At 64.4% G+C, this 22,542-nt stretch carries 18 protein-coding genes; all 18 read right to left on the reverse strand.

What is annotated here, in order from left to right:
• Positions 1-60: 60 nt before the first annotated feature.
• Complete coding sequence (locus dqs_RS18365; RefSeq protein ID WP_065341356.1) at positions 61-2,124, reverse strand: acyltransferase family protein; 2,064 nt, start codon at positions 2,122-2,124, stop codon at positions 61-63.
• A gap of 167 nt (positions 2,125-2,291) precedes the next feature.
• Complete coding sequence (locus dqs_RS18370; protein WP_232502199.1) at positions 2,292-4,235, reverse strand: polysaccharide biosynthesis protein; 1,944 nt, start codon at positions 4,233-4,235, stop codon at positions 2,292-2,294.
• Positions 4,236-4,570: 335 nt separating this feature from the next.
• On the reverse strand, positions 4,571-5,608 hold the full coding sequence (locus tag dqs_RS18375) for an MraY family glycosyltransferase (protein WP_084018668.1): 1,038 nt from the start codon (positions 5,606-5,608) through the stop codon (positions 4,571-4,573).
• Positions 5,605-6,588, reverse strand: a complete 984-nt coding sequence (locus tag dqs_RS18380; RefSeq protein ID WP_084018671.1) for a UDP-glucose 4-epimerase family protein — start codon at positions 6,586-6,588, stop codon at positions 5,605-5,607. Before dqs_RS18380 ends, dqs_RS18375 begins: the two co-directional genes overlap by 4 nt.
• Positions 6,585-7,718, reverse strand: a complete 1,134-nt coding sequence (locus dqs_RS18385) for a glycosyltransferase (protein WP_065341357.1) — start codon at positions 7,716-7,718, stop codon at positions 6,585-6,587. Before dqs_RS18385 ends, dqs_RS18380 begins: the two co-directional genes overlap by 4 nt.
• 16 nt (positions 7,719-7,734) lie before the next feature.
• Positions 7,735-8,463, reverse strand: coding sequence for a glycosyltransferase family 2 protein (locus tag dqs_RS18390; RefSeq protein WP_198407897.1), 729 nt, complete (start codon positions 8,461-8,463; stop codon positions 7,735-7,737).
• 11 nt (positions 8,464-8,474) lie between these two features.
• Positions 8,475-9,413, reverse strand: coding sequence for a GDP-L-fucose synthase family protein (locus dqs_RS18395; RefSeq protein WP_065341358.1), 939 nt, complete (start codon positions 9,411-9,413; stop codon positions 8,475-8,477).
• A gap of 7 nt (positions 9,414-9,420) precedes the next feature.
• Positions 9,421-10,506 carry a GDP-mannose 4,6-dehydratase gene (gene gmd / locus dqs_RS18400; RefSeq protein WP_011767309.1) on the reverse strand — a complete coding sequence of 362 codons (1,086 nt, stop codon included), beginning with the start codon at positions 10,504-10,506 and terminating at the stop codon, positions 9,421-9,423.
• Between the two features lie 68 nt (positions 10,507-10,574).
• Positions 10,575-12,596 carry a hypothetical protein gene (locus tag dqs_RS18405; protein ID WP_065341359.1) on the reverse strand — a complete coding sequence of 674 codons (2,022 nt, stop codon included), beginning with the start codon at positions 12,594-12,596 and terminating at the stop codon, positions 10,575-10,577.
• Entirely contained in the window at positions 12,593-13,426 is an 834-nt protein-coding gene (locus dqs_RS18410; protein WP_011767311.1) for a glycosyltransferase family 2 protein, read from the reverse strand. The genes dqs_RS18405 and dqs_RS18410 overlap by 4 nt, the downstream gene beginning before the upstream one ends.
• 13 nt (positions 13,427-13,439) lie before the next feature.
• On the reverse strand, positions 13,440-13,796 hold the full coding sequence (locus dqs_RS18415; protein ID WP_011767312.1) for an SMR family transporter: 357 nt from the start codon (positions 13,794-13,796) through the stop codon (positions 13,440-13,442).
• Positions 13,793-14,623, reverse strand: coding sequence for a sugar phosphate isomerase/epimerase family protein (locus dqs_RS18420; RefSeq protein ID WP_011767313.1), 831 nt, complete (start codon positions 14,621-14,623; stop codon positions 13,793-13,795). The genes dqs_RS18415 and dqs_RS18420 overlap by 4 nt, the downstream gene beginning before the upstream one ends.
• Positions 14,620-15,405, reverse strand: a complete 786-nt coding sequence (locus dqs_RS18425; RefSeq protein ID WP_065341360.1) for an NAD-dependent epimerase/dehydratase family protein — start codon at positions 15,403-15,405, stop codon at positions 14,620-14,622. The genes dqs_RS18420 and dqs_RS18425 overlap by 4 nt, the downstream gene beginning before the upstream one ends.
• Positions 15,402-16,541 (reverse strand): FAD-dependent oxidoreductase, encoded by a 1,140-nt coding sequence (locus dqs_RS18430; RefSeq protein ID WP_157108216.1) that lies wholly within the window; start codon positions 16,539-16,541, stop codon positions 15,402-15,404. Before dqs_RS18430 ends, dqs_RS18425 begins: the two co-directional genes overlap by 4 nt.
• A gap of 17 nt (positions 16,542-16,558) precedes the next feature.
• Positions 16,559-17,584, reverse strand: coding sequence for a glycosyltransferase (locus tag dqs_RS18435; protein WP_011767316.1), 1,026 nt, complete (start codon positions 17,582-17,584; stop codon positions 16,559-16,561).
• Positions 17,585-17,811: 227 nt separating this feature from the next.
• Positions 17,812-20,301: a methyltransferase domain-containing protein gene (locus dqs_RS18440; RefSeq protein WP_065341362.1), complete on the reverse strand. Its 2,490-nt coding sequence runs from the start codon at positions 20,299-20,301 to the stop codon at positions 17,812-17,814.
• Positions 20,302-20,305: 4 nt separating this feature from the next.
• Positions 20,306-21,655, reverse strand: a complete 1,350-nt coding sequence (locus tag dqs_RS18445; protein ID WP_236778705.1) for an ABC transporter ATP-binding protein — start codon at positions 21,653-21,655, stop codon at positions 20,306-20,308.
• 43 nt (positions 21,656-21,698) lie between these two features.
• On the reverse strand, positions 21,699-22,487 hold the full coding sequence (locus dqs_RS18450; protein ID WP_065341363.1) for an ABC transporter permease: 789 nt from the start codon (positions 22,485-22,487) through the stop codon (positions 21,699-21,701).
• Positions 22,488-22,542: the final 55 nt, after the last annotated feature.

Below are 22,542 nucleotides of genomic sequence, written 5' to 3' on the forward strand. Positions count from 1 at the left end.
AAAACCTCAGGGTCGGGAGGCGCCCGGCGCGATGGCGGCGCGGGCGGCACAAGCGCGCGATTATAACCCGCGGGCCACCTCGCCCACGTCGCCGCCCCTGCCCGCACGCCCGAGAAGCGCCGGCAACTGCGCCTCCATCCGTCGCGCCAGCCAGTAAGAGCCCTCCAGCGACAGGTGGTCGTCGTCGCGGTACAGCAGCAGGCCGTCGCGCTTGCCGTAGCATGCCGCGGCGTCGCACATCAGCGGCACCGGGTCGAACTGCGCGACTTGCGGGAACCGGGCCAGCACATGGCCGAGCAGCGGGCGCACCTCCGCCATGCGGGCTTCGGCCAGTGCGCGCGCCGTTGCGCACGAGGGGCGCGGCGTGCGGCTGATGAAGCGATTGGGGTGCCAGGCAATGCATTCGCGCGCGTGAAAGTCGAGTTCGGGCACGCCGTGCAAGAAGACCACGCGCTTGCCCGCGGCAGTGAGCGTGCGCAAGGTGTCATCCAGCGCATGCTCGAAAACTTCCGCGCGGCCCCAGTCCTTGGACTCCGGGCGTTCCGGCAGCACCAGCATTTCACTTGAGACCTGATCTGCCGCGTCCTTCAGTTCGCGCCCGGACGCGTGGTACACCCAGCGTCCGCCCAGGAATACGGTTTCGATCCCGGGCGTGCGCAGCGCGTAGTCGATCGCCGCATCGATCACCTGCCGGCAGCCGTTGAGGCTGCCGTCCTTCAGGATGGACGCCCCCTTCAACGGCGGACAACCGGCCCCCTGCAGCTGCATCAGGATTACGCCCTGCTTGCGCAGGCTCTCGCTCAGCCCCCAGTAGTAGTGGTTGGCATGGCTGTCGCCGATGATGAGCGCGGTGGCCTGACGCGCGGGGTCCGCCTGCAGGCATTTGCCCGTCGTGCCCGCCGGCAGCGCGGGCTCGCAGTCGGTTTCCCCACGCAAGGCATCCGTCCAGTCCAGCGCCCGGGCATCCCGTTCGGCCTGCGCGTCCTTCAGGCGGAAATCCAGCCCGCCCCGGACCACGATGTTGGTCGCCACACCGACAACGAGCAGCGAGGTCAGGACAAGCCCCGCGACCGGCTGCCACCCGCCACGGCGCCGCAAGGGGATTTCGAGCAGACGATAGGTCAGGGTCGCGGCAATCAGCGCGGCGACAACAGCGCCCGCCAGCGCGAATGCGCCCGCCCCTTCGCCCAGCACGATGCGGACGAACGCAAGCAGCGGCCAATGCCACAGGTAGAGGGGAAAGCTGATCAGGCCGATCGCCACCATGACGCGGTTGGCGAGCAGCACGCGGTTCAGCCACGCGCGCTCGCCCGCGGCAATCATCAGCACGGCACCCGACACGGGAAGCAAGGCCCACCAGCCCGGGAAGGCGCGTGTCTTGTCGATCACCACGATGGCCGCGAGACAGAGCGTGAAGCCGAGGCCGGCAGCGACATCGGCCAGCCGCCCGCCGCGCGGGAACAGCGGCCCTCGGCGCTGCACTCGCAATGCGAGCAAGGCCCCGGCAAGCAGTTCCCAGGCCCGTGCCGGCAGCAGGAAATACCCCGCGACCGGGGCCTGCACGGTCAGCACGAGGCCGACGGCAAACGACACCCCGGCAAGCAGCGCGACCGCCATCCAGAAGCGCTGCTTCAGGCGCCACGCCACCACCGCCACCGCGGGCCACAGGATGTAGAACTGCTCCTCGACACCGAGCGACCACAGGTGGAGCAGCGGCTTCAGCTCTGCCGCGGTATCGAAGTACCCCGCTTCGCGCCAATACACGAGGTTGGCGACGAATCCGAGCCCCGCCGCGGCATGCTTGCCCAGCTCGCGGTATTCAAACGGCAACAGGACGTTCCACCCCAGGGCCAGCGAGGCGAGGATCACCAGCAGCAGCGCCGGGAAGATGCGCCGTACCCGGCGCAGATAAAAATCGGCAAAGCTGAAATCACCCCCGGCGAGGGCTTTGAAGATGATCGACGAGATCAGGTAGCCGGAGATGACAAAGAAGACATCCACACCGACAAAGCCCCCCGGCAGCCACGCGGGAAAGGCATGGAACAGCACGACCGCCAGCACGGCGATGGCGCGCAGGCCGTCGATGTCCGCCCGGTAGGCGAGATGGGGATTTGCGTGAGTCATCAAGGAACCGGCCGGCCCAGCGGACGCTGAAAAGGTGGGCGATTCTATCGACTCTGTAACAGTCCAGAAACAATATGCTGCAACGCGACACCGACGCCGTCACGCTGCCGGCCAGAAAGCCGGGCGTTTCTCCCGCGGCTTGGGCGTCCGGCGGCGCCCCTGCCCGCCTAATGCAGGATGGAGCCGCGCGCGGCGATGGCCGGTGAAAGCGTGCCGTCCAGCAGTGCGCCGCGGCTACCGAGTTGCAGCGCGGCAGAGGCTTCTCCAGCCAGACGTGCCGGCACATATTCCGGCACCCAGTGGTGCAGCGCCGTCCTCACCTCGTCATCGGCGACAGGGCCGGGCTGCGACAACCAGTCGTGCAGACCCGCGATCGTGCCGGGCGCCACCGCGGGCGAGCGCGCGATACGCAGCTTGGGGTGCGGCGTCTGACAGGTACTCTCCGAGTCCGCGAGCAATTCCTCGTAGAGTTTTTCGCCGGGCCGCAACCCGGTGAACTCGATGCGGATCTCATCCTCGTCGTAACCCGACAACCGGATCATGTTGCGCGCGAGATCGACAATCTTGACCGGCTCGCCCATGTCGAGCACGAAAACCTCCCCGCCCTGCCCCATCGCCGCCGCCTGCAACACCAGTTCGGCGGCCTCGGGAATCGACATGAAGTAGCGGTTGATCTCGGGGTGGGTGACGGTTACCGGCCCCCCGCGCGCGATCTGCTCCGCAAACTTCGGAATCACGCTGCCGGTGCTGCCCAGCACGTTGCCGAAGCGCACCATCCCCAGCCGGGTTGCAGCACCGCTGGCGGCGTTTTCGGCCTGCAGGGCCTGGCACACCATTTCGGCAAGCCGCTTGCTGGCGCCCATCACATTGGTGGGATTGACCGCCTTGTCGGTGGAGATCAGCACGAAGCGTTCGGCCCCGTAGCGGCAGGCGTGCTCCGCCACCAGCAGGGTTCCCAGCACGTTGTTGCGCACCGCCTGCCAGGCGTTGTCGATTTCCATCAGCGGCACATGCTTGTAGGCCGCCGCATGAAAGACCAGCTGGGGCCGGTAACAAGCGAATACCTCGTCCAGCCGCGCCGCGTCGCGCACGTCGCCCACCAGCGGCACGATGCTGACCCCGGGCTGGTAAACCGAGAACCACTGTTCGATGGAGTACAGCGCGAACTCGCTGACATCGAACAGCACCAGCCGGTTGGGGCGGAAACGGGCCACCTGGCGGCACAGTTCGCTGCCGATGGAGCCCCCCGCGCCGGTAATCAGCACGGTACGGCCGGCGATCATGCGCTGCACGTTCGCGTCGTCGATCTGCACCGGCTCGCGCCCCAGCAGATCCTCGATTTCCACCCGGCGCATCGCGCTGACGGCCACCTTGCCGCCCATCAGGTCGTCGAGCCCCGGCACCTTGAAGACATGGGCCCCGGCCCGCACCGCAGTATCGGCAGCACGCTGGATGGCCTTGTTGGCCGCGGACGGCATCGCCAGGATCACATGCTGGGCCCGGTAGTCCGCCAGCACCTGCGGCAGATCGGCCACGCCGCCAACGACCGGATAGCCGTACAGTTCGCGCCCCCACTTGCTCGCATCATCATCCACCAGCGCGACCACCCGCCAGTCCGGGCTACGCTGCAGCTCGCGCACCAGCATTGCCCCGCCGGTTCCCGCGCCAACCACCACGACCGGCTTGCCCGCACCGATGAGGCCGCCGTACAGCCGGTGTTCCTTCCACATCCGCCACGCCGCCCGGCCCCCGCCCATCACCAACAGCAAGAGCATCGGGTAGAGCAGCAGCATCGAGCGCGGCGTGTTCGGCGCCCCCCTGTCGAGTGCCACGAGTGCGGTGACGGCCACCGTGGAGACGGCAATCGCTTTCAATACGCGTTTGAGGTCGGGCAGGCTGGCGAAGACCCACATGCCGCGGTAAAGACCGGCCCAGCGACATGCAGCGCCCTGGACGCACAGCAGGAACACGACAGAGGCAAGCGCCTTGCCGGTGTACTCGGAAGGCCATTCGAAGTTGAAACGCAGCAGCATGCCCACGCCCCACGCAACCACGACGGCGGCGAGATCGAAGAGGAGCACGAGGATGGAGCGCGATGGGGTCGTAATCATTATTTGCGCGGGGGAAAGCTCTGGCTGGAAGCTCTGTCCCTGCAGGGGATTTTAGCGTCGCACCGGCAACCGATGTTGTACCGCAGCAACGCAGCCTGAATAGGCGGCGAGGCCGACAGGCCACATTGCCCAGCCGGCTGTCGGCACTTGTATGTGGCCGCCTACCGCCCAATGACGCGCGCCGTAAGGGAAGCCAGCGTAAGAGGCAGTTGCCGACGTACTACAACTCACAACGGCGTCGGCGGGCCGTCACAGCGGCAGAATGGCGTCAGACAAACATATTGCGACAAATTCCCCGATGGCAGCCGACACCCTGGTCGACACGCGGGGGAGAGTCAGAGTGAGGGACCGACCGTCGGCTCCCGCCGCCCCGCACCCAGCAGAAGCGCACCAACGAGCAGCGGTGCATAAGCCACAGCAAGGCCATGAAGCGGCGGCATCCAGTCCAGAATCACCAGGGCTGCAATTGGCAGCAGCCAGAACACATCGATCATCACAACGGCCAGGGTGACCGGGCGGTGGGCCTTCCAACGCCGAGCCGCCTGCTGGTAGCCGTGGCTCCGATGCGCCTGATAGACGCGCTCGCCCCGCAGCAAGCGGCGCAGCAGCGTGAACGTGGCGTCCACCACGAACACCCCGAGCAGGATCAGCCAGGACCAGAACAGCACTTCGTCGTGGCGCCCCGCTTGCAGCGAAAACGCGGCCAGCATCGCCCCTACGAAACCGCTACCGACATCGCCCATGAATATCCGCGCTGGAGGGAAATTCCACGCAAGGAACCCTCCCAGCGCCGCGGCCAGCATCAGCGGCGGCACGATCACCTCGACCGGATGGCCGGCCGCCACCGCCAGGACTGCTCCGCCCGTTGCGACCGCGATTCCTTCGACGGCAGCAATACCGTCGATACCGTCCATGAAGTTGTACAGATTGAGAACCCAGACGACATAAAGCGCTGCGACGACGGCGAGCATCTGGATCGGCACCGCAGAAAGCCCGAACGACGAGAACGCGGGAATACCGGCGCACCCCAGTAGCCAGGCAGCTGCAACAAAGTGGGTCAGTAGGCGCCAACGCGCGGCGACATGGCCATGATCATCCAGGAAGCCGACGGCCGCTACCAAGGTGGCAGCCCCCAGCAGGGCGGCCACTTCAGCCGCTGGCAGCAGCCCCACCCACCCCAGCAGCAGTATCGCCACCAGGAACGGCAGGACGACCGCCAGGCCCCCGCCCCGCGGAGTAGGTGTGGAATGAGAGCTACGGGCATTTGGAACGTCGACCAAGCTGCGCGCAAGGGCGTAGCGCCGCAACCATCCCGTACCCAGCCACGCCGCGAGCGAGACCCCAAGAGCGAGCCCGAGCAGCGCGGCCGTCACCGTCCTTCTCCTGCCACGGCCCGACGCAATCCCTCGTCGACGCCGACGGGGGGAATCCAACCCAAGGTTTCGCGCGCGGAAGATATGTCCACTTGCAGCGATCCGCACAAACGCTGCAGCACGTCATGGTGTCCCGTGCCGGCCGCGGCGAGTCGCAACATCCACAAGGGCACCGGCCACAACCGTGCCGGACGCCCCGTCGCCCTCGCCAGACGACGCACAAGCGCGGCAGTCGACAGGTCCTCCCCATCCGCCGCGAAGAAACACCCTCCTGCAGCCCCCGGGTGGTCAAGACAGGTGATGATCAGATCGACGAGGTTGTCCAACGCGACGAGCGAACGGCGGTTTGCGTTGCAGCCCCCAAGGGGCAACGGCATCCCGCTAGCCACCCAGCGCACGATACTGCGGAAATTCGCTTTCACCCCTGGGCCATAAACAAGCGGCGGCCGGATCACGACCAGTTCCATCCCGGAACGCGCGCACAGGTTCCGCAATCCCTCTTCGGCTTCGGCCTTGGAACGAGCGTAGGGATCGACGGGCGCGAGTGCGTCGGTTTCACGCAGCGGCCTTCCCGCAGGCGAGTTCTCGCCGTGTACCTTCACCGTGCTGACGAAAACGAAGCGCTTCACCTTTGCTTCGGCCGCCTGCCGCGCCAGTTCAAGGGTTCCCGTGACATTGACAGCCCGAAATGCCGCGAGCGGATCGATCTCCTCGTCCTTCATCACGTGCACGCGGGCGGCGAGATGGACCACCTGACCGGCACCTTCGAGGAACGGTGTCCAGCATGCCGAGTCCCCCAACGCCGGCGCCGCGCGGAAGCCGCGCCCTACGTCTTCTCGGCGTGCGAGCGGTATGACATCACGACCGCGTGCACGCAGTGCGGTGACGAGGGCCTGACCAACGAATCCGCTTGCGCCTGTCACAACACAGCGCTGCGCCTCCGCGGAACCCACCACCGCGCCGTTGGTGGGTCCGTTCAAGTGCCACCCGTACGGGCAACGCGCTCGAACAGCGCGGCATACGAGCGGCCAAGTGCGCCGCCGGAGAATCGCTGCTCGTAGCGCACGCGGGCTGCCGCGCCCATCCCTGCTCGCAGCTCCGGGTCTGCCAGCAAGCGGCGCATCGCCGCCGCGAGAGCAGCTGGCTGCTCGGGGGGCACGACAAAGCCCGTGTCACCCTCCAGGTTGACAAAAGACGTTCCGGTGCCCAGTTCGCAGCTGATCATTGGCTTTCCGTGCATCGCCGCCTCAACCAGCACCATGCCAAAGGCTTCAGAACGGAGGTGCGATGGCAGTACCAGCGCGCTGCAATGCGCCAGCAAAGCCATCTTCTCGGTTTCCGACACCAGTCCGGCAAGCCGCACGTTGGCCAGGCCTTCCGTTGCAATCTGCGCACGCAACCATTTGTCCTGGGGCCCACAGCCGGCGATCACGATCGGCGCATCCACCTCGGCCGCGGCGGACAACAGTGTGTGCAATCCCTTGTAGTACCGCAGAACGCCAATGAACAGGAAGAAGGGTTGCCCCACCACCAACCCCAGCCGCGCCAGCACGCTTTCGTCGCGGTTCGTGGGATAGGAGTTCTCGTCGATACCGAGCGGGATGACCTCCACTTTGTCCCGAATGCCGGCGACCTGGAGGACCGGACTGGTTAGCGCATAGGCGGGAGACGTGGCAACCACGGCCGCTGCCCGGCGCAGCGTCCTCATCATCAACGGACGGTACAGTTTCCCCAGCAGGCGCTGCCGAACGATATCGGAGTGGTAGGTGACCACCAGTGGACGCCGCCCGCCGCTCAGGGCGCAGAGTACATCCGCGTATGGCCACGGGAAGTGCACATGGACGACGTCCGCCCACTCGACACAGTCACGGAACGCGGCCAGCGCCGACGGACCACCAAGATCGCAGGAAGCGGGTGCCGCCCATGACCGGGCACGCACGACCTCGCCCTCGGGGCGCGCGAGCCGCGCCGGGTCGGGGCGCGGCGACAATGTGAAGATGCGGTTCTCGGCCCCCGCGTTACCGACCGCGATACAAATCTGCCGGACAGCCTCCTGAAGGCCGCCCGGGGGATCGGGGAAATAAGTCCGGTAAACGTGTACGACCCGCATGCAAGCCCGGCTTCGCCTACCTGACAATGGACTTGTACCAAACGGCATAAGGCTGGGCGAACCACCACTTCAGTGGCACCCGGCCATGGTGGCGGCGGACAAGCGCAATTGCCTCGCGGTAATGCCGCCTGCGCTGCGTCTTGGTCTTGGTTTCGTCGTGCTCACGATTGACTGCCACGAACTCGTCGACGAACCGGAGCGGGCCGAAACGGCGGAACAAGCGCCACCACAGGTCATAATCCATCGCCATGTGCATCGAGGGATCGACCCCGCCCACCGCCTCCCAGGCCGAACGACGCATCAGCGTTGCCGGCTGCGAAATGATGCAACGCACGGCCAGGCGTCGTTCGGAAAACCGCTCGACCCACACCGGACGTCGCCGTCCCGTAGCGTCATCGAGGTTCCAGGCACGGCCGTACACCGCCGGCGCATCCGGCGCCCTATCAAGGTGGTCGCACAGGTGCCGCAAACCACCCGGCAGAAACAGATCATCACTATTGAGCCAGCACACATAGGGCGCTGTGCCGCTCGCGACGCCTTCGTTGATGGCGGCCGCCTGACCACCGTCGGGTCCACTACGCCACCCCGCGAGGCGGCTCTCCCACTTGCGGATCACGTCCACGGATCCGTCGGTCGAACCACCGTCCATAACGAAGACCTCCAGTGGGAGGTCCTGCGCGAAAATCGAGGCCAGGGCGGCATCGAGAAAGCGCCCTTGGTTGTAGGACGGAACGGCGATGGTCACCAACGGTGCCGTCATCGCGGAGACCCGAAACGCTGGAGATAGTCCTGGTAGGCCTTCGCGATTCCCTCGCGCAGGCCTGTCTTCGCCTGCCAACCCATTTCAGTCATCCGGTCGACGTTGAGCAACTTGCGCGGCGTTCCGTCCGGCTTTGCGCTGTCGAAGCGGATCGCACCCTCGAACCCCACCACGTCCATCACCATTTCCGCGAGTTCGCGAATGGTGAGATCAGCGCCAGTGCCGACATTCACGAGGCCGTCGCCCAGACCGCGCTCCATCAGGAATACACATGCATCCGCCATGTCGTCTACGTAGAGAAACTCACGCCGTGGCGCCCCGGAGCCCCACACCACGAGTTCATGGCTTCCCGTGACCTTGGCGTCGTGCGCCTTGCGGATCAGCGAAGGTAGCACGTGGCTGTTGTCGGGGTCGTAGTTGTCGTTAGGACCGTAGAGATTGGTCGCCATCACCGAGAAGTACGAAGTGCCGTACTGCGCGTTGTAGCTCTCGCACAGCTTCACACCCGCGATCTTCGCCAGCGCGTACGGCTCGTTGGTCTTCTCGAGCGGCCCGCTCAGGAGATAGTCTTCGTGGATGGGTTGCGGGCACTGACGCGGGTAGATACAGCTCGAACCGATGAAGAGCAAGCGTCTGACCCCGGCGAGCCAGGCACCGTGGATGACGTTGGCCTCGATCATCAGGTTGCGATAGATGAAATCCGCGCGATAGGTATTGTTGGCGTGAATACCTCCCACTCGGCCCGCGGCGAGGAAAATGAAATCCGGCCGCTCCTCACGGAGGAACGCGAAGACATCGGCCTGGTTGGTCAGGTCGAGCTCGTCATGGCTACGCGCAAGCACATTGGAATAACCGGCAGCCACCAGATGCCGCTCGATGGCGGAGCCGACCATGCCGCGGTGCCCCGCGACATAGATCCGGGCATCCTTGTCCAAGGGCAGATTATTCGTGGTAGTCATAGGCCGAATAGCCATGCGTCTTGACGAGTTCATCACGCTCCGCCGCCTTCATGTCTTCGCGCATCATCTCCGACACAAGTTCGCTAAACGAAATCCGTGGTGTCCAACCAAGCAGGCGCCGGGCCTTGGAGGCATCGCCCAGCAGCGTCTCGACCTCGGTAGGCCTGAAGTAGCGCTCATCGACTGCGACGATGCAGCGGCCGCTTTCGTCATACCCCTTCTCGTCCACCCCTTCGCCCTTCCAGGTGATGCGGATGCCGATCTCGCGCGCAGCCGCGTCGACGAACTCCCTCACGCTGTATTGCACACCCGTGGCGATGACGAAATCCTCCGGCTTGTCCTGCTGCAGCATCATCCACTGCATCTCCACGTAGTCCTTGGCGTGGCCCCAATCGCGCTTCGCGTTCAGGTTGCCGAGGAAAAGGCAGTCTTGCAGCCCGAGTTTGATGCGCGCGAGCGCGCGGGTGATTTTGCGGGTAACAAAGGTTTCACCCCGCACCGGGCTCTCGTGGTTGAACAAGATGCCGTTGCAGGCATAGATCCCATAGGCCTCGCGGTAATTCACCGTGATCCAGTAGGCATACATCTTGGCAACGGCATAGGGCGACCGCGGGTAGAACGGCGTCGTCTCCTTCTGCGGGATCTCCTGGACCAAGCCGTACAACTCGGAGGTCGACGCCTGATAGAAGCGAGACTTCTTCTCCAGGCCGAGGATGCGGATCGCCTCAAGGATGCGCAAGGCGCCAAGCGCGTCCGAGTTGGCGGTGTACTCAGGTTCTTCGAACGAGACCGCGACATGGGACTGCGCCGCGAGGTTGTAGATTTCGTCCGGCTGCACCTGCTGGATGATGCGGATCAGGCTGGATGAGTCCGTCATGTCGCCGTAGTGAAGAATGAAGCGGCGCCCTTCTTCGTGCGGGTCCTGATACAGATGGTCGATCCGGTCGGTGTTGAAGAGCGACGTGCGGCGCTTGATGCCGTGGACCTCATAGCCCTTGGCCAACAGCAACTCGGCGAGATAGGAGCCGTCCTGGCCGGTTACACCCGTGATCAACGCGACTTTTTTCATGTTTCTCTGCTTACTTGATAGAAATCTTGTGCTTCATTCGCCGACCGCGCGCCCTTGCCGGGCAGCTATCAGTTCAATACCGCAACCTTATGCGGAAAACCGACCGAGCCCCCGTCCAGGATCGCGCCCGTGACGAATACATTGAGATAACCGTTGGCGACCTCTTGCCGCTGGACGACACGTAGCTGCCCGTCGGCGAATCGCAAGATCGTGCCCGGAACGAACAGGGCCCGCGCTTCCGGCACATCCGCAACGAAGAAGCCGGGCCAATTGCGTGCAACCCCTTGGATCCAGGTTGCATCGGTAAGGTCGAAAGGAGCGATGCCTTCGTCGCCCTCGGCAGCAGCAACCCATCCCGTCTGCGCCTGGGTGAGGTAAAGCCCCGCGGGCCCGGCACGTTGCGCGTCGGCACACAGCACGTAGCCCTTGAGCGGGCGATGATCGCCTTCCGCACTCGCACGCGTCAATACAGCATAGCCGATGACCTCGTTACCATAATTTACGACGGGAGCCAGAACGCTTCGCGGCACCCCTCCGGAATCCACGCCCTCTAAGCGCCCCTCCAGATGGCATGTAGCCCGACGTCTGTCAGTTTCCACCGGCCGCACTGCTGCTGCAGCCACCGGCAAGCGCTCTACGGTGCCGCCGTTCGTGGCGTGCAGTGCCGGGAGATGCGACCAGGGGCCCTTGTGATCAATCCGAAGAAATGCAGCGGTCATCGGCAGTGCATCTATCCAGTACCAATCGTCTTTTACCCCCGGCCACACGGCCTCCCCTTCGGGGTGTGTCGGCGAAAATCCCATCGACAATGCCGCTGCCGCGATGTTGAGGTGGTCGTCGAAGGTGTAGAAACGGGCCAGGGTGGCGGCCGGCCACACTGCGGCCAGCGTAACCAGGAGGGTGACGCCTAGCTGGGCATGACGCGCAGCGCGAAAACGTGCCAACCCGAGAACCGCGACCCCCATGAAGATGCTCCAGGCCAGGCTTGCGTATGCTCCGTATCGCGCGCTCGCGAGCACCGAACGATAGGCCTCCCCGGCGTTCCCCGCGCCGACACGCACGATCCAGAATGCCGCTGCCGCTGCCCCGGACAAGGCCAGAATCACAGCGATGACCCAAGCCATCGCCACCTCGTCGCTTACGTTCCACTGCCGCCCATTTCCCAGTGGCAGGCGCGCCGCGAACGCCAGGACAGTGCCATACGCGGCAAAGGCCGTGGTCACGGCGAAAACGATGAATCCCATGGACAGCAGCGTCCGCTCGCCGACGACGGGCCACAGATAGTTGATCGGGGTAGCAAAGTATGCGCACACCGCCTTCAGGAAGGCTCCCGCCATGTCAGGCGACGACAGCAGGATGCCGAGCGCCCCCAGTTCGCCGCCGCCTGGCGAGTAGTGCTTCTGAACGGCGATTCCGACGATAAGCGGCAGCGGGGCTCCCAGCGTCATGAGCGGGCGGCGCGAAAAGACAACGTGCAACAGTGCGAACGCGGCGGCAAAGAGGTGGCCTGCACCGTGAAAGGTTACGGCAAGGCAACTCGCCGCGACGACAGCCAGGTAAGCCCCCACGCTACCGCGCCGCAACACCTTGATGAGGTACCACAACAACAACAGGTAGGTCAGGCGCGACACACTCATGACGACCTGGAAAGGTTGCATCAGCGTTTCGTAGTCCGCGAGGTTGGTCACCAGTGCCGCCACAGCCACTGCGCCGCTCAACCGGACGATGAGTGAAATCCCTTCCCGCTCCATCCACGCCAGCACGCGTCCTGCGACGAACAAAGCACAACCGGCAGTGGCGAGATAGGACACCACCGTCATTAGCAGCTGCCGCCCATTGGCCCAGTGGTAATCGGCCCAGGCAACGAGGTAAACAACCGAATGCAGATGCGCACCGTGCGGCAGAAACAGATACTGATCCCAGGTCACCTCGCCTGCCAGCAGACGCATCACGCGATTCCATACGGCCCAGCCGTCGACCTTCGGCAGGTCCACCAGGGCATGGGCGGCGACGAATATCTGGGCAACGACGACGACCGCGACAAGCGCATAGGCCAGTCCGCGCTTGTGGCCCTCAGTCTCCGCCCTCACCGCGCGTACTCCTTTTCGTCCGGATTGAACTGCCCGAGACATGACGCCACCAGTACTTTGAGCACCGAAAGGTTGCCACGCACGCTGGAAATCTTGGTCGGGACTTCGCCCTTGGGATAGCGGCGGGCCGACGGCAATTCAACGCAGCGGAAACCGAGACGCGGTGCGCGATACGACATGTAGGCCAGCAGTTCGTAGGTAACGAACACGTCCCGGAACGGGGCAACCCTGGGATCGAGAAGCATGGCACGGCTGTACGCCCGGAAACCCTGTGTCGTATCGGTCCAGCGGAAGCCGGAGGCGAGGCTCAACACGGGCGCGTGGATGAAACGAATGGCCCAGTCGCGCGAGCGCGGCGTGTTCTCGGCGATACCCCCAGCAACGAAACGCGACCCCTGGACAAAGTCGTAGCCTGCCTCCAGCGCCTGGATGAAGCGCGGAATGCCTTCAGGATCATCCTTGTCATTGCCATCGATCGTCACGATACCGTCGTAGCCCTCATTGAGCGCAAACGCGTATGCACAACGTAGTTGCGCACCGAGCTTACCCGGCCCGGTCTTCACGAGCAGCCCCCGAACGCTCTCCGCCTGCAACGCCTCCAGCGCCAGCGATCCATCCTTGCTTCCGCCATCCACGATGATGATGTCGGCCTGCGAGGAGATGGACAGCGCGGTCATCCGCCGCAGCAGGTTGCGGATGCGCTCGCCTTCGTTGATGACGGGGATAACCACGCAATGGCGGTGGGTACGGCCGAGCCACAGGGGCGTATCGAAAGCGGGGACCTCCCACTGGGCGGCCTCGGGCAAGTTCGGCTTGAAGGATGATGTCATCGTCTTGGAGTATTCAGGCGACGCGAAAAGTGATCAGGAAGACGCCGGCAATCACCAGCACCACGCCAGCGGCCGTCGTCCAATGGAATGGCTCGCTGAACAACACGACCGAGAACAGCGCGACGGTGGCGACCGCTCCAGAGGTGAGCACCGGATGTGCAACATTGAGCGGCAGCCGCGCCAGTGCGGCGGCGTACAGCAGGAACGCCCCCCCATACAGCGCAAGACCAAGCCAGAACGGCCAGTTGGAAAGCGCCGCCATCGGGTCAGCGAGCGAGGGAAACCGTCGCGGCGGCAGCATGGCGTACTTCACCAGCACGCTGGCGGAAGCGTTGCTGAGGATGCCCAGAACGAGAATCAACCACTTCATGCACCGCGCTCCGCCACCCGATAGGTCGCGTCGGCAGCGAGCAGCGCACGCTCGATCGCAGCGAGGTGCGGCTCGTCGTTCGCGGCCAGCATCTCGATGCATACCAGCTTGCCCACGCGCCCGTCCGCCAGGACGGCCGCCGCCCGAGCATGGTCGCTCCCGCCGTCACCCAGGGTTTTCAGCCCGGGCTCGCTCGCATGGATGTGGGCGATCAGGTCGCCATGGGCGGCCGCGACCTCACCGATGTCCTCGCCGTTCATAGCGAGGGCGCCGATGTCGAGCTGCATCCTTATTGCGGGATGGCCCACCGCCCGCACAACCGCAGCCGTCTCCGCGCTGGTCGTCATGAAATTCGCACCGTAGGCCACCGGGTTCGGCTCAAGGCATACCACCACGCCGTGGCGCGCAGCAACATCACCCAGACGGGAGAAAAACCCGCATGCCACGTCCAGGACGCGACTGTCGTCGAGCGCCGCCCGGTCCCGGTTCTTCGGCGAACCAAACACCAGGCACTTCGCCCCCAGGCCGCCGCCGATGCGGCATACGGCGTCGAGGTGCGCAAGCATGGCCCGCTGCACGTCGGCGGGACCGAAGACGTTGAGACCGGTGGTACCGAACAGCAAGGCCTGCATCCCCGTGATTTCGATGCCCCGACTTGCCCACCACCGGCGCACCTCCGCCACCTCCGCGTCCGTCGCCTGCTGCGGGCGCGGGAAATACTTGCCCGGCGCAACGTCCACCGCATCCACTGCATGGCGCGCGAGCAGTGCCGCCACCGCCGCATCCTCCTCCGCATCCCAGGCGATGTTCGAGATCGACAGTCTCACTTTGCGGCCTCCACCTTCACCGCGCGCGGCTCGGACTGAGCATAGGCCCGCACGGCCGACAGCGTTTCACGCACGCTGTACTGATAGGCGCCCTGCCCGCCGAACAGTTCGGCGTGGCGGCTGCGCATGTCATATGTGGCGGCCGGTGTCGCGAGCGGCTGATCAAAACGCCGCCCGAAGCCACTCGCCGCCACCTCCGCCACACTGACCGGTGCCGCGGTCAGGTGGACCAGCGACAACCCGGCCTGCAGCGCCCGCTCGACGTCGTACCAGAGATTGACCATCGGGTAGAACTGGAAAACGCCGCGACTATCGATCGCGTGCAGGTTGTTGTCGTTTAGAAGGTCGAAGATGACGTTCTTGCGCAACCCAGGACCGACGAGGCCGGGCAGGCGCACCACAAGGTGGCGGTCGAAGCGGCGCTCCACGAACTTCTCCAGCAGGCGACGGTGAAGCCCGTAGGCGTGCAGCCCGCTTTCGTCGACCGGCGACGACTCGTCGACCGCGAGCGGCTGCTTGAACACGTCGACCGTGCTGATCAGCACGAAGGTCTTGCACTCGACCCGGTCGAGATGACCGATGAGGCCGTTGATCTTCGCCAGGTCCGACTCCGGGTCACGGTTCGCGATCCATTTCTGTGCCGGCGCGCCGGCGCACACCACCAGATCGAAACGACGACCTTCGATTTCGTGAATGTCGGTGGAGCGAAATAGCGCGTCGAAGGCGGTCTGGCGGAGCAGCGTGCTGCCGACGAATCCGGTGTAGCCAATCAATGCTTTCATGTCGAAGACTCCTCCGTGCCCGATGACGGAAGCAGGGTTTCGCTCTCGAGCTTCTCGAGAACGTCGTAGATGTTGTCGATCTTCCCGCCGAGGATGGAATAACAGCCCGGCAGCTCCGCATGGCGCTCGAACAGAATGGGGCGGCCGTCGTCGCCCTCGTTCTTCTGCAGCACCGTCTTCACCTCGAACAGCGAATCGACGTGGCGCGCCTGCTCAACCAACGGCAGGTATCGCGCCACGTCGCGCACCATCCTGTCCACCCGGGTGGGGCGTCCGTAGTCGTGCATACGCTGATACGGGTCCACCCCGACGGCGTCCTCCCACTGGAGGTGTGGCGTGTAGCGCACGTGGGACAGCGTGTGCAACGCCCGCGCCGGAAACGGCATCAGGGAAAAGAAGGGCCCGTCCATCACGGTGACGCCCAGTTCCTTGAAAGGGGCGGGCACCTCCACCAGCGCCATCTCGGTCAACTCATGCTTGAGCCCGGTCCTTGTCGTACCGAAACGGCCACCGAGTTGGTTGAGTCCGCTGTAGGTGCAGTTGAAGACATGGGCGGCGCGAACCGGGTACTCACCTCGCTCGGCGGCACCCAGGGTCACGACGAGCCCGCCTTCCGTTGCCGGCACCACCGCAATGGCACGGGTTGCGAGCCGGACCTCGACACCGCTCTCCCGCAGTTCGCTCTCCGCCCAGGTGCGCAAGACGGTAGCGTCGAACGCATGCTCCTCGACGACGTAGACGTTCTCGATGAAGTGGGGGTCGAAGTAGCGTGCCAGGCTGACAGGGGCTGGTTCGATGAAGGCCCCGATGTCACGGCAAAAACGTTCGAACTGGCGGCTCGTCACCTTGGAATTGCGGCGCGCAATCGCGTACAGCTTGACGAAGTCCTTCTTAACCGCCGCCGGCCAGTCACGCACGAAACGCGGTAGATTCACGCGGCTGCGATAGGCGGTCGTGAAGCTCCGCGGATAGTGATACCCGTTGTGGACTCGGGCCTGGTTGTGATACGACGCGCGCACCAGCAATTCCCGCTCGCGCTCGACGAGCAGAACACGGCCGAAACGACGCTGCTGGGCGAGGTAGATGGCAATCGCCGAGCCGTAAAATCCGCCCCCGACGACAATTGCGTCGAACATGGGCATCCCGGCAGCCGTCACGCGACGCGTTCCACGCCAGCCAAGACCGACACTGCGCGAACCGACGATACATCCTCGATATTCAGCTTTTCGCGCCGCGTTAGCCGCGCGCTGGTGAATTCCTGCGCGACATGGTAGGGCGGGCCCTCGGTCGACAGACTCGCCATGTGCAGGATGTACTCGCCCAGCACCAGCAGGACCAGCGAGATCAGGAAGAACATCCCCGATTGCTGCAGCGACAGGCTCGCCCAGCCCGGGGCGACGTCCGGACTCAGCAGCGCGACCGCTAGCACATAGATGGAATAGAGCACATTGGCGACCGCACCGAAGAGCGACAACGCGGTGACCAGACGCATGGGCGCGCGAGTGGTCGACACGAGCAGCCGTGTGCCACGGCCGATGCTTTCGCCAAGACGTTTGGTGGCGCGCGCGCGCGGCGGTGCGCTGTATTCCAGATTAACGCGGGCAAACCCACCTGTGGCGGGCAGATGGCGGTAGGTGATCGACGGCTGCGGGTGTTGCAGGATGAAGTTGATGACCCGTTTGCTCAGCAATCGGTACTGCGGCGCCTCTTTGGCAAGGTGAATGCCGTTGAAGAACTTGTAGAGGCGGTTGAACGCCAAGTACGCAAGATTGTATGCCAGCGACTGCGGCGGCCTTTGCTGGTTAGTCGCGAAGACGACATCGGCTCCCGAAACCGCCTTGTCGAGCATCTGCGGCAGAAAGGCGATGTCATCGGCAAGAGGGTCGATCACCGCGACGAAATCACCGAGTGCATTTTCCAGCCCCACCCATGAGGCCGTATCCGTATCGACCTCCTTGGTCAGGGCATAAACCTGCAGGTTGGGCAGCCCATCCTCGCCGGTCAGGCGCTTCAGCCTCGTCACGCTGTCATCAGAGGATGCGTTATCGACCACGACGATTTCGTAATCGCTCACGAGCGGCGAAACGCTGCCTACCGCAGACGCCAGGATGTCTTCAAGCCGCGCGGACTCGTTACGCACAACAAGCACGACCGACAGGAACACCGGAAAAAACGTCATGACCCCCTCCCTCCGCACGTCCGCGGCCGTTGCTTCTTGTCCGCATATTCTACCGCAGTGCGACATGCGACCTTTCACCACGGCTCGGATTGTCCAGCCTGACGCGCCCACCCGACCGGAACCCGACTTCATCATCCTCATGCATCGCCGCTGGTGTGGCGCGCAAAATTACTGACAGCGCGTACCCGCTCTGCTTGGCCGCTACACTTATCCGGAAAACGCCTGTTTCAAGACCTAGCTCCGTGGCTGGGGCGCAGCCCCGCCAGTTCTGCCTTCAGGGATGCGATCTCTCCCAACGCCGCCTCTAGCATCGATGTCCGCTCGGTGAGCGCGGCACGCGCTCCAACCAGATCGTCGGTGCGTTCGACCAAGTCCCGCCGGGTAGCCACAAGCTCGTCCGTCCGCGCAACAAGTTCCCGCCGAGTGCCTACCAGACTTTCCGTACGCTCCACGAGATCCGACCGCGTACGCACCAACTCGTCAGTACGCTCCACGAGCGTCTGGCGAGTGGCGACAAGATCGGCGATCTCACGCTTGAGCGCCTCGGCATGGGCTTCAAGCATATTGGTCCGCTCCACCAGCAGCGCACGTGTATCGGACAGTTCGGGCATGAGACGGAGCAGCGCCTCGCGCGAACCCTGGGCATCACGGCTGACAATGGCGTATTCGCCCTGGAAACTCGTTTCCAGTTGCTCGATGTCGAAACGGCCACCGCGTGCCAGTTGGTGCAAACCGTTGGCACAACGTGCAATGTTGTCCCACGCGAGCGCGTACTCGCGCACGCCATCGCCGTGATTGAAGAGATTGGGATAGGCGCGGTTCATGAGGATGTCGTCCAGACTGGCCGACTGCAGGAACTCCCCACAACGGACGCCGCTCCTCCAGCACGTTCCCGCCTGCTCCAGGCGCCCGAGCGTATACGCCAGTTTGCCTGCGAGAAACCACGCTTCGGTCGTCTTGGTGGCCAGATGGACCCCAAAGCGCCGCACGTCGTTCTGCGCACACTCGATGAAGGCGTCAAGCGAGTCGTCCAGTCTGCCCACCATCAGCAGCAGTCGGGCCCGCACGAACTGCAGCGAGACTCTCCAGCGAAACCCCATCGCATCGCGCGGTTCGCGCTGGATGACTTCCGCGACGAGGGTCAGCGTTGCTTCAACCTCCGCAGCCTCGGCAAGCGGACGGCCCAGCAGCTGATAGGCGGCCACGCACAGCGCGGCGGCCCGGTCGTTCGAGTCCGGATTTGCAGTCGCCAAAACTTCAGCAGCGAGGCGATCAAGGGCGTCGGGCTCACTGAGCCGGTAACCCACGTTGACGAGGCTGTGCATCAGCCACGGGTTGTCGTACGCCTCTGCATAACGAACCGAGGGATGACCGGTGGCAGCGACATTGGCGAACGCCCGTTCGCGATAGGGGAGCGCAGGCTGAAGCGGCGACTTCATCCCGACGATCAACCACCATTCGGCGCGGGTCCGCGGTGCTTCTGCCGGGGAGACAGGGGTCAGGCTGCGTCCGCAGCGCTCCCATTCCAACCGTTGTCCAGGAATTTTGCAGCGAGTCGCCGTCTGCGCGGCCGTCGCTTCGACGATGAATCCGGCCGACACTTCCCGCTGCAGGCGCTCCCACGTGTAGACGTGGAGATGGTGCGGATTGGGATCGCTGCCGGTTTCATCGCTCCAATCGTTCGGGACGCTGGCAATCAGGCGGCCACCGGGTGCAAGCACGCGGCGAAACTCCTCCAGCAGCGCTACGGGGTCGTCCACATGCTCCAGCGTTTCGAAGGAGATGACGACGTCGAAAGCGCCGTCCTCATAGCTGGCAAGCGCCTGGGGCAGCAGCCCGCAGCGATAACGCACGCGACCGTCGTCGGCGGCGTAGCTCCGCGTCGCGTAGTCGATGGCGTAGTCGCTACCGTCGATGCCCACGACTTCAGCGGCGTCGGTAAGGTTGCGGACGACATGCGTGCCGTACCCCAGCCCGCAGGCCGCATCCAGGACACGGTCTCCAGACTTCACGTACGCACTGGCCCACTGGTAGCGGATCACATGGGCGTCCGAGCGCTCGCCACTGTCGCGCAGCATGTCCATGTGCAGGTTGCGCTCTTCCATCAGCGCCGTAAGCGGATAGGCGACAAGCGCCTCTGCCGGCACCTTTTCGAGGAGGATGAAGACCTGCCAGCCGTCCTGGTTCAGAGCCGCGTAGTCATTGACCCGGTAGTAGAGCGGGTGCTTGCGGAAACCGGCTTCGAAACAGCGCGTCTCCCACCATGCCCGCCCCTCGACCGTGAGATGCCAGTGGCCGTCGCGGTCTTCCGTGGTCGCAATCTGAAGCACGACATGCCGCCGTGCGACGCGGTAGATCTCGCCAAGTGCCGCCGGCACGTCCTCCGGCGCGAGGTGTTCCAGACAGTCCGTGGAGACAACCGCATCGACCGAGGCATCGGGAAAGGGCAAGGCAAGGACGGACGCCTCCGAAATCCGCCCCGGGATACGGCGGTTAACTCGGTCCACCACTACGGACGATACATCGATCCCCCTCGCATCCATTCCGCGCGCGAGCAACGCCCTGACGAGGGCGCCCTCCCCGGACCCGATGTCAAGTACGCTCCCCAGCCCGCAAACGCGGGCAATCACCCCGGCGATATGTTCCGGACTGGCACTGACCTCACCGACCCGATCCTCTCGCGACCAGTAGTCGTCGTATTCGGCGGAATAGTTCATGTCTTCATCCCGTTGATTGCTCCAGTTGCCGCCAGCGCGCGTGCATCCTGAGGTCGACGACACCTCCGAAGAAGTACTCGTCGTTACGCATCAGGACCTGGAAGAATGCCGCTTCATCAACCCAGTGCAACTGGCGTTGGGAGAGGTAATCCGGCGTTTCCTCGTAGGTCACGGAGGTCTGTATCTCGTAGAGATTCACGCCGAGGTGACAATCGCATTCGAGTTCGACTTCGAAACGCTCCCCCGCCGAGACGGCTCGCTCCCAGAACAGCGGCTCCTCGCTGGCGGCAAAACGCCGGCTGATGTCCTGGTTGAGTGTTCCCCACGAGTAGATCTTGACCCCCTCCTTGTTGCGCAGCCTCACCGCCACGCACAGCCGGTCAATGCTGATTGCCGATTCGCACATCACCCGTATGACGAGCCGCTGACCGGGGTAGAACACGGTGCAGGGATTGCCTTCGCCGTCGTGCGTGGAAACCGCCACCACGTGGACGCCACCATCACCAAAGGACAGGCGGTCCGATCGGGGCCCTTCGTCGGACGGGGGGGGCACAAGTGCCGCCGGGGCCTCGGCCTTGACGTCCTCCGCGCCCGCCGAGCGGGCTCGCGCCGCTTGGGTCACCGCGGTGAAGTAGGCGGCCTCGTCCGCATGCAGCAACCGCCGGTACTCCAGCACCACGCTGGATGAATTTCCCCACGCGACACCGCGGCCGTGGTTGAGCAGCAGGCAGCGGTTGGTCAGCGTGCGGATGCTCTCCTGATCGTGGGAAACGAAAAGCAATGACGTGCCGTCGGACACCAGCTTCTCGATGCGCTGGAAGCAACGCTTCTGGAATAGTGCGTCACCGACCGCGAGCGCTTCGTCAACGATCAGGATATCGGGCGAGACCTGCACCTGCACCGCAAACGCGAGCCGGACCAGCATGCCACTCGAGTACGTTTTGACCGGTTGATCAAGATGCTCGCCGATGTCGGCAAAAGCCGCGATGGCATCGAACCGCGCGTCGATCTCTTCCCGGCTCAGCCCTAGCAGCGCGCCGTTCAGGTAGACATTCTCGCGCCCGCTGAAATCGGGATTGAAACCTGATCCCAGTTCGAGCAGCGCCGCAATGCGCCCTCGGGTCACCACGCTACCTGTGGTCGGCGCAAGCGTGCCGGTAATGATCTGCAACAGCGTGCTCTTGCCGCTGCCGTTACGGCCAAGAATGCCAATCGATTCGCCACGGCCGACTTCAAAGCTGATGTCCCGTAGCGCCCAGAATTCATCGTAGTAATTACGCGGGGCGAGCCCCAAGCTGCGCCGCAGTCGGGGCAACAGGAACTGTTTGAGACGGTCGCGCGGGGTGGCGTACATCTCGTACCGCTTCGACACCCCACGCACCTCGATGGCAGGCGCCTCACATGACATCGGCAAACCCCCGACGGGTGCGCTGAAACCATACGAAACCGCTCCAGGCTATCAGCAGTCCGACCGTCATCGCCGCGAGCCAGGCCTCGCCCTGGGGCAGGTGGCCGAAGATCAGCACAGCACGGCTTTCTTCGATGAAATAGGTGAGCGGATTGACTCCGAGCCAGAAGCGGAACTGCTCCGGCAGGGCATCGGCCGGATAGAACACGGGCGACATGAACAGCAGCAGACTCGAGGCAACGCCGGTGACATGGCTGATGTCGCGCAGGTAAACCCCCGCGGCCGACAGGAACCAGGACAAGCCGATACACGCCAACACCAGCGGCAACAGCACGACTGGAAAAAGAACCACCGTCCACGGCACCGACGCGAACAACGCTTGCGCCACCAGCAGGATGAGCAGGCTGACCGCCCCATGGAACAAGGCCGATCCGACCAGCACCCAAGCGAGGATGTCCAGCGGAAAGACCACCTTCTTCACGTAGTTGGCGTTGGCGACGATCAGCCCTGGCGCCTTGGTCAGGCATTCGGCAAACACTCCGTGGACCACCAGGCCCACGAAGACGAGTGCCGCGAAGCTACCTTTGCCCACGCTGCTGCCACCGCCCCACTTGGCATTGAACACGACGGTAAACACGAAGGTGTACACCGAGAGCATCAGCAAGGGATAGAACAATGACCACGCCATGCCCATCATCGAGCCGCGGTAACGGCCGACAACCTCGCGCCTGACCATCTGCGCGGTGAGTTGGCGGTGCCGCCGCAGGCCTTCGAACATCCAGCGCGGCGCAACCGGCGGGCGCCGATGGGGATCAACGACTTCGTAGTCTTGC

The organism is Azoarcus olearius (assembly GCF_001682385.1).
In the GTDB taxonomy this organism is placed as follows: Bacteria; Pseudomonadota; Gammaproteobacteria; order Burkholderiales; family Rhodocyclaceae; genus Azoarcus; species Azoarcus olearius.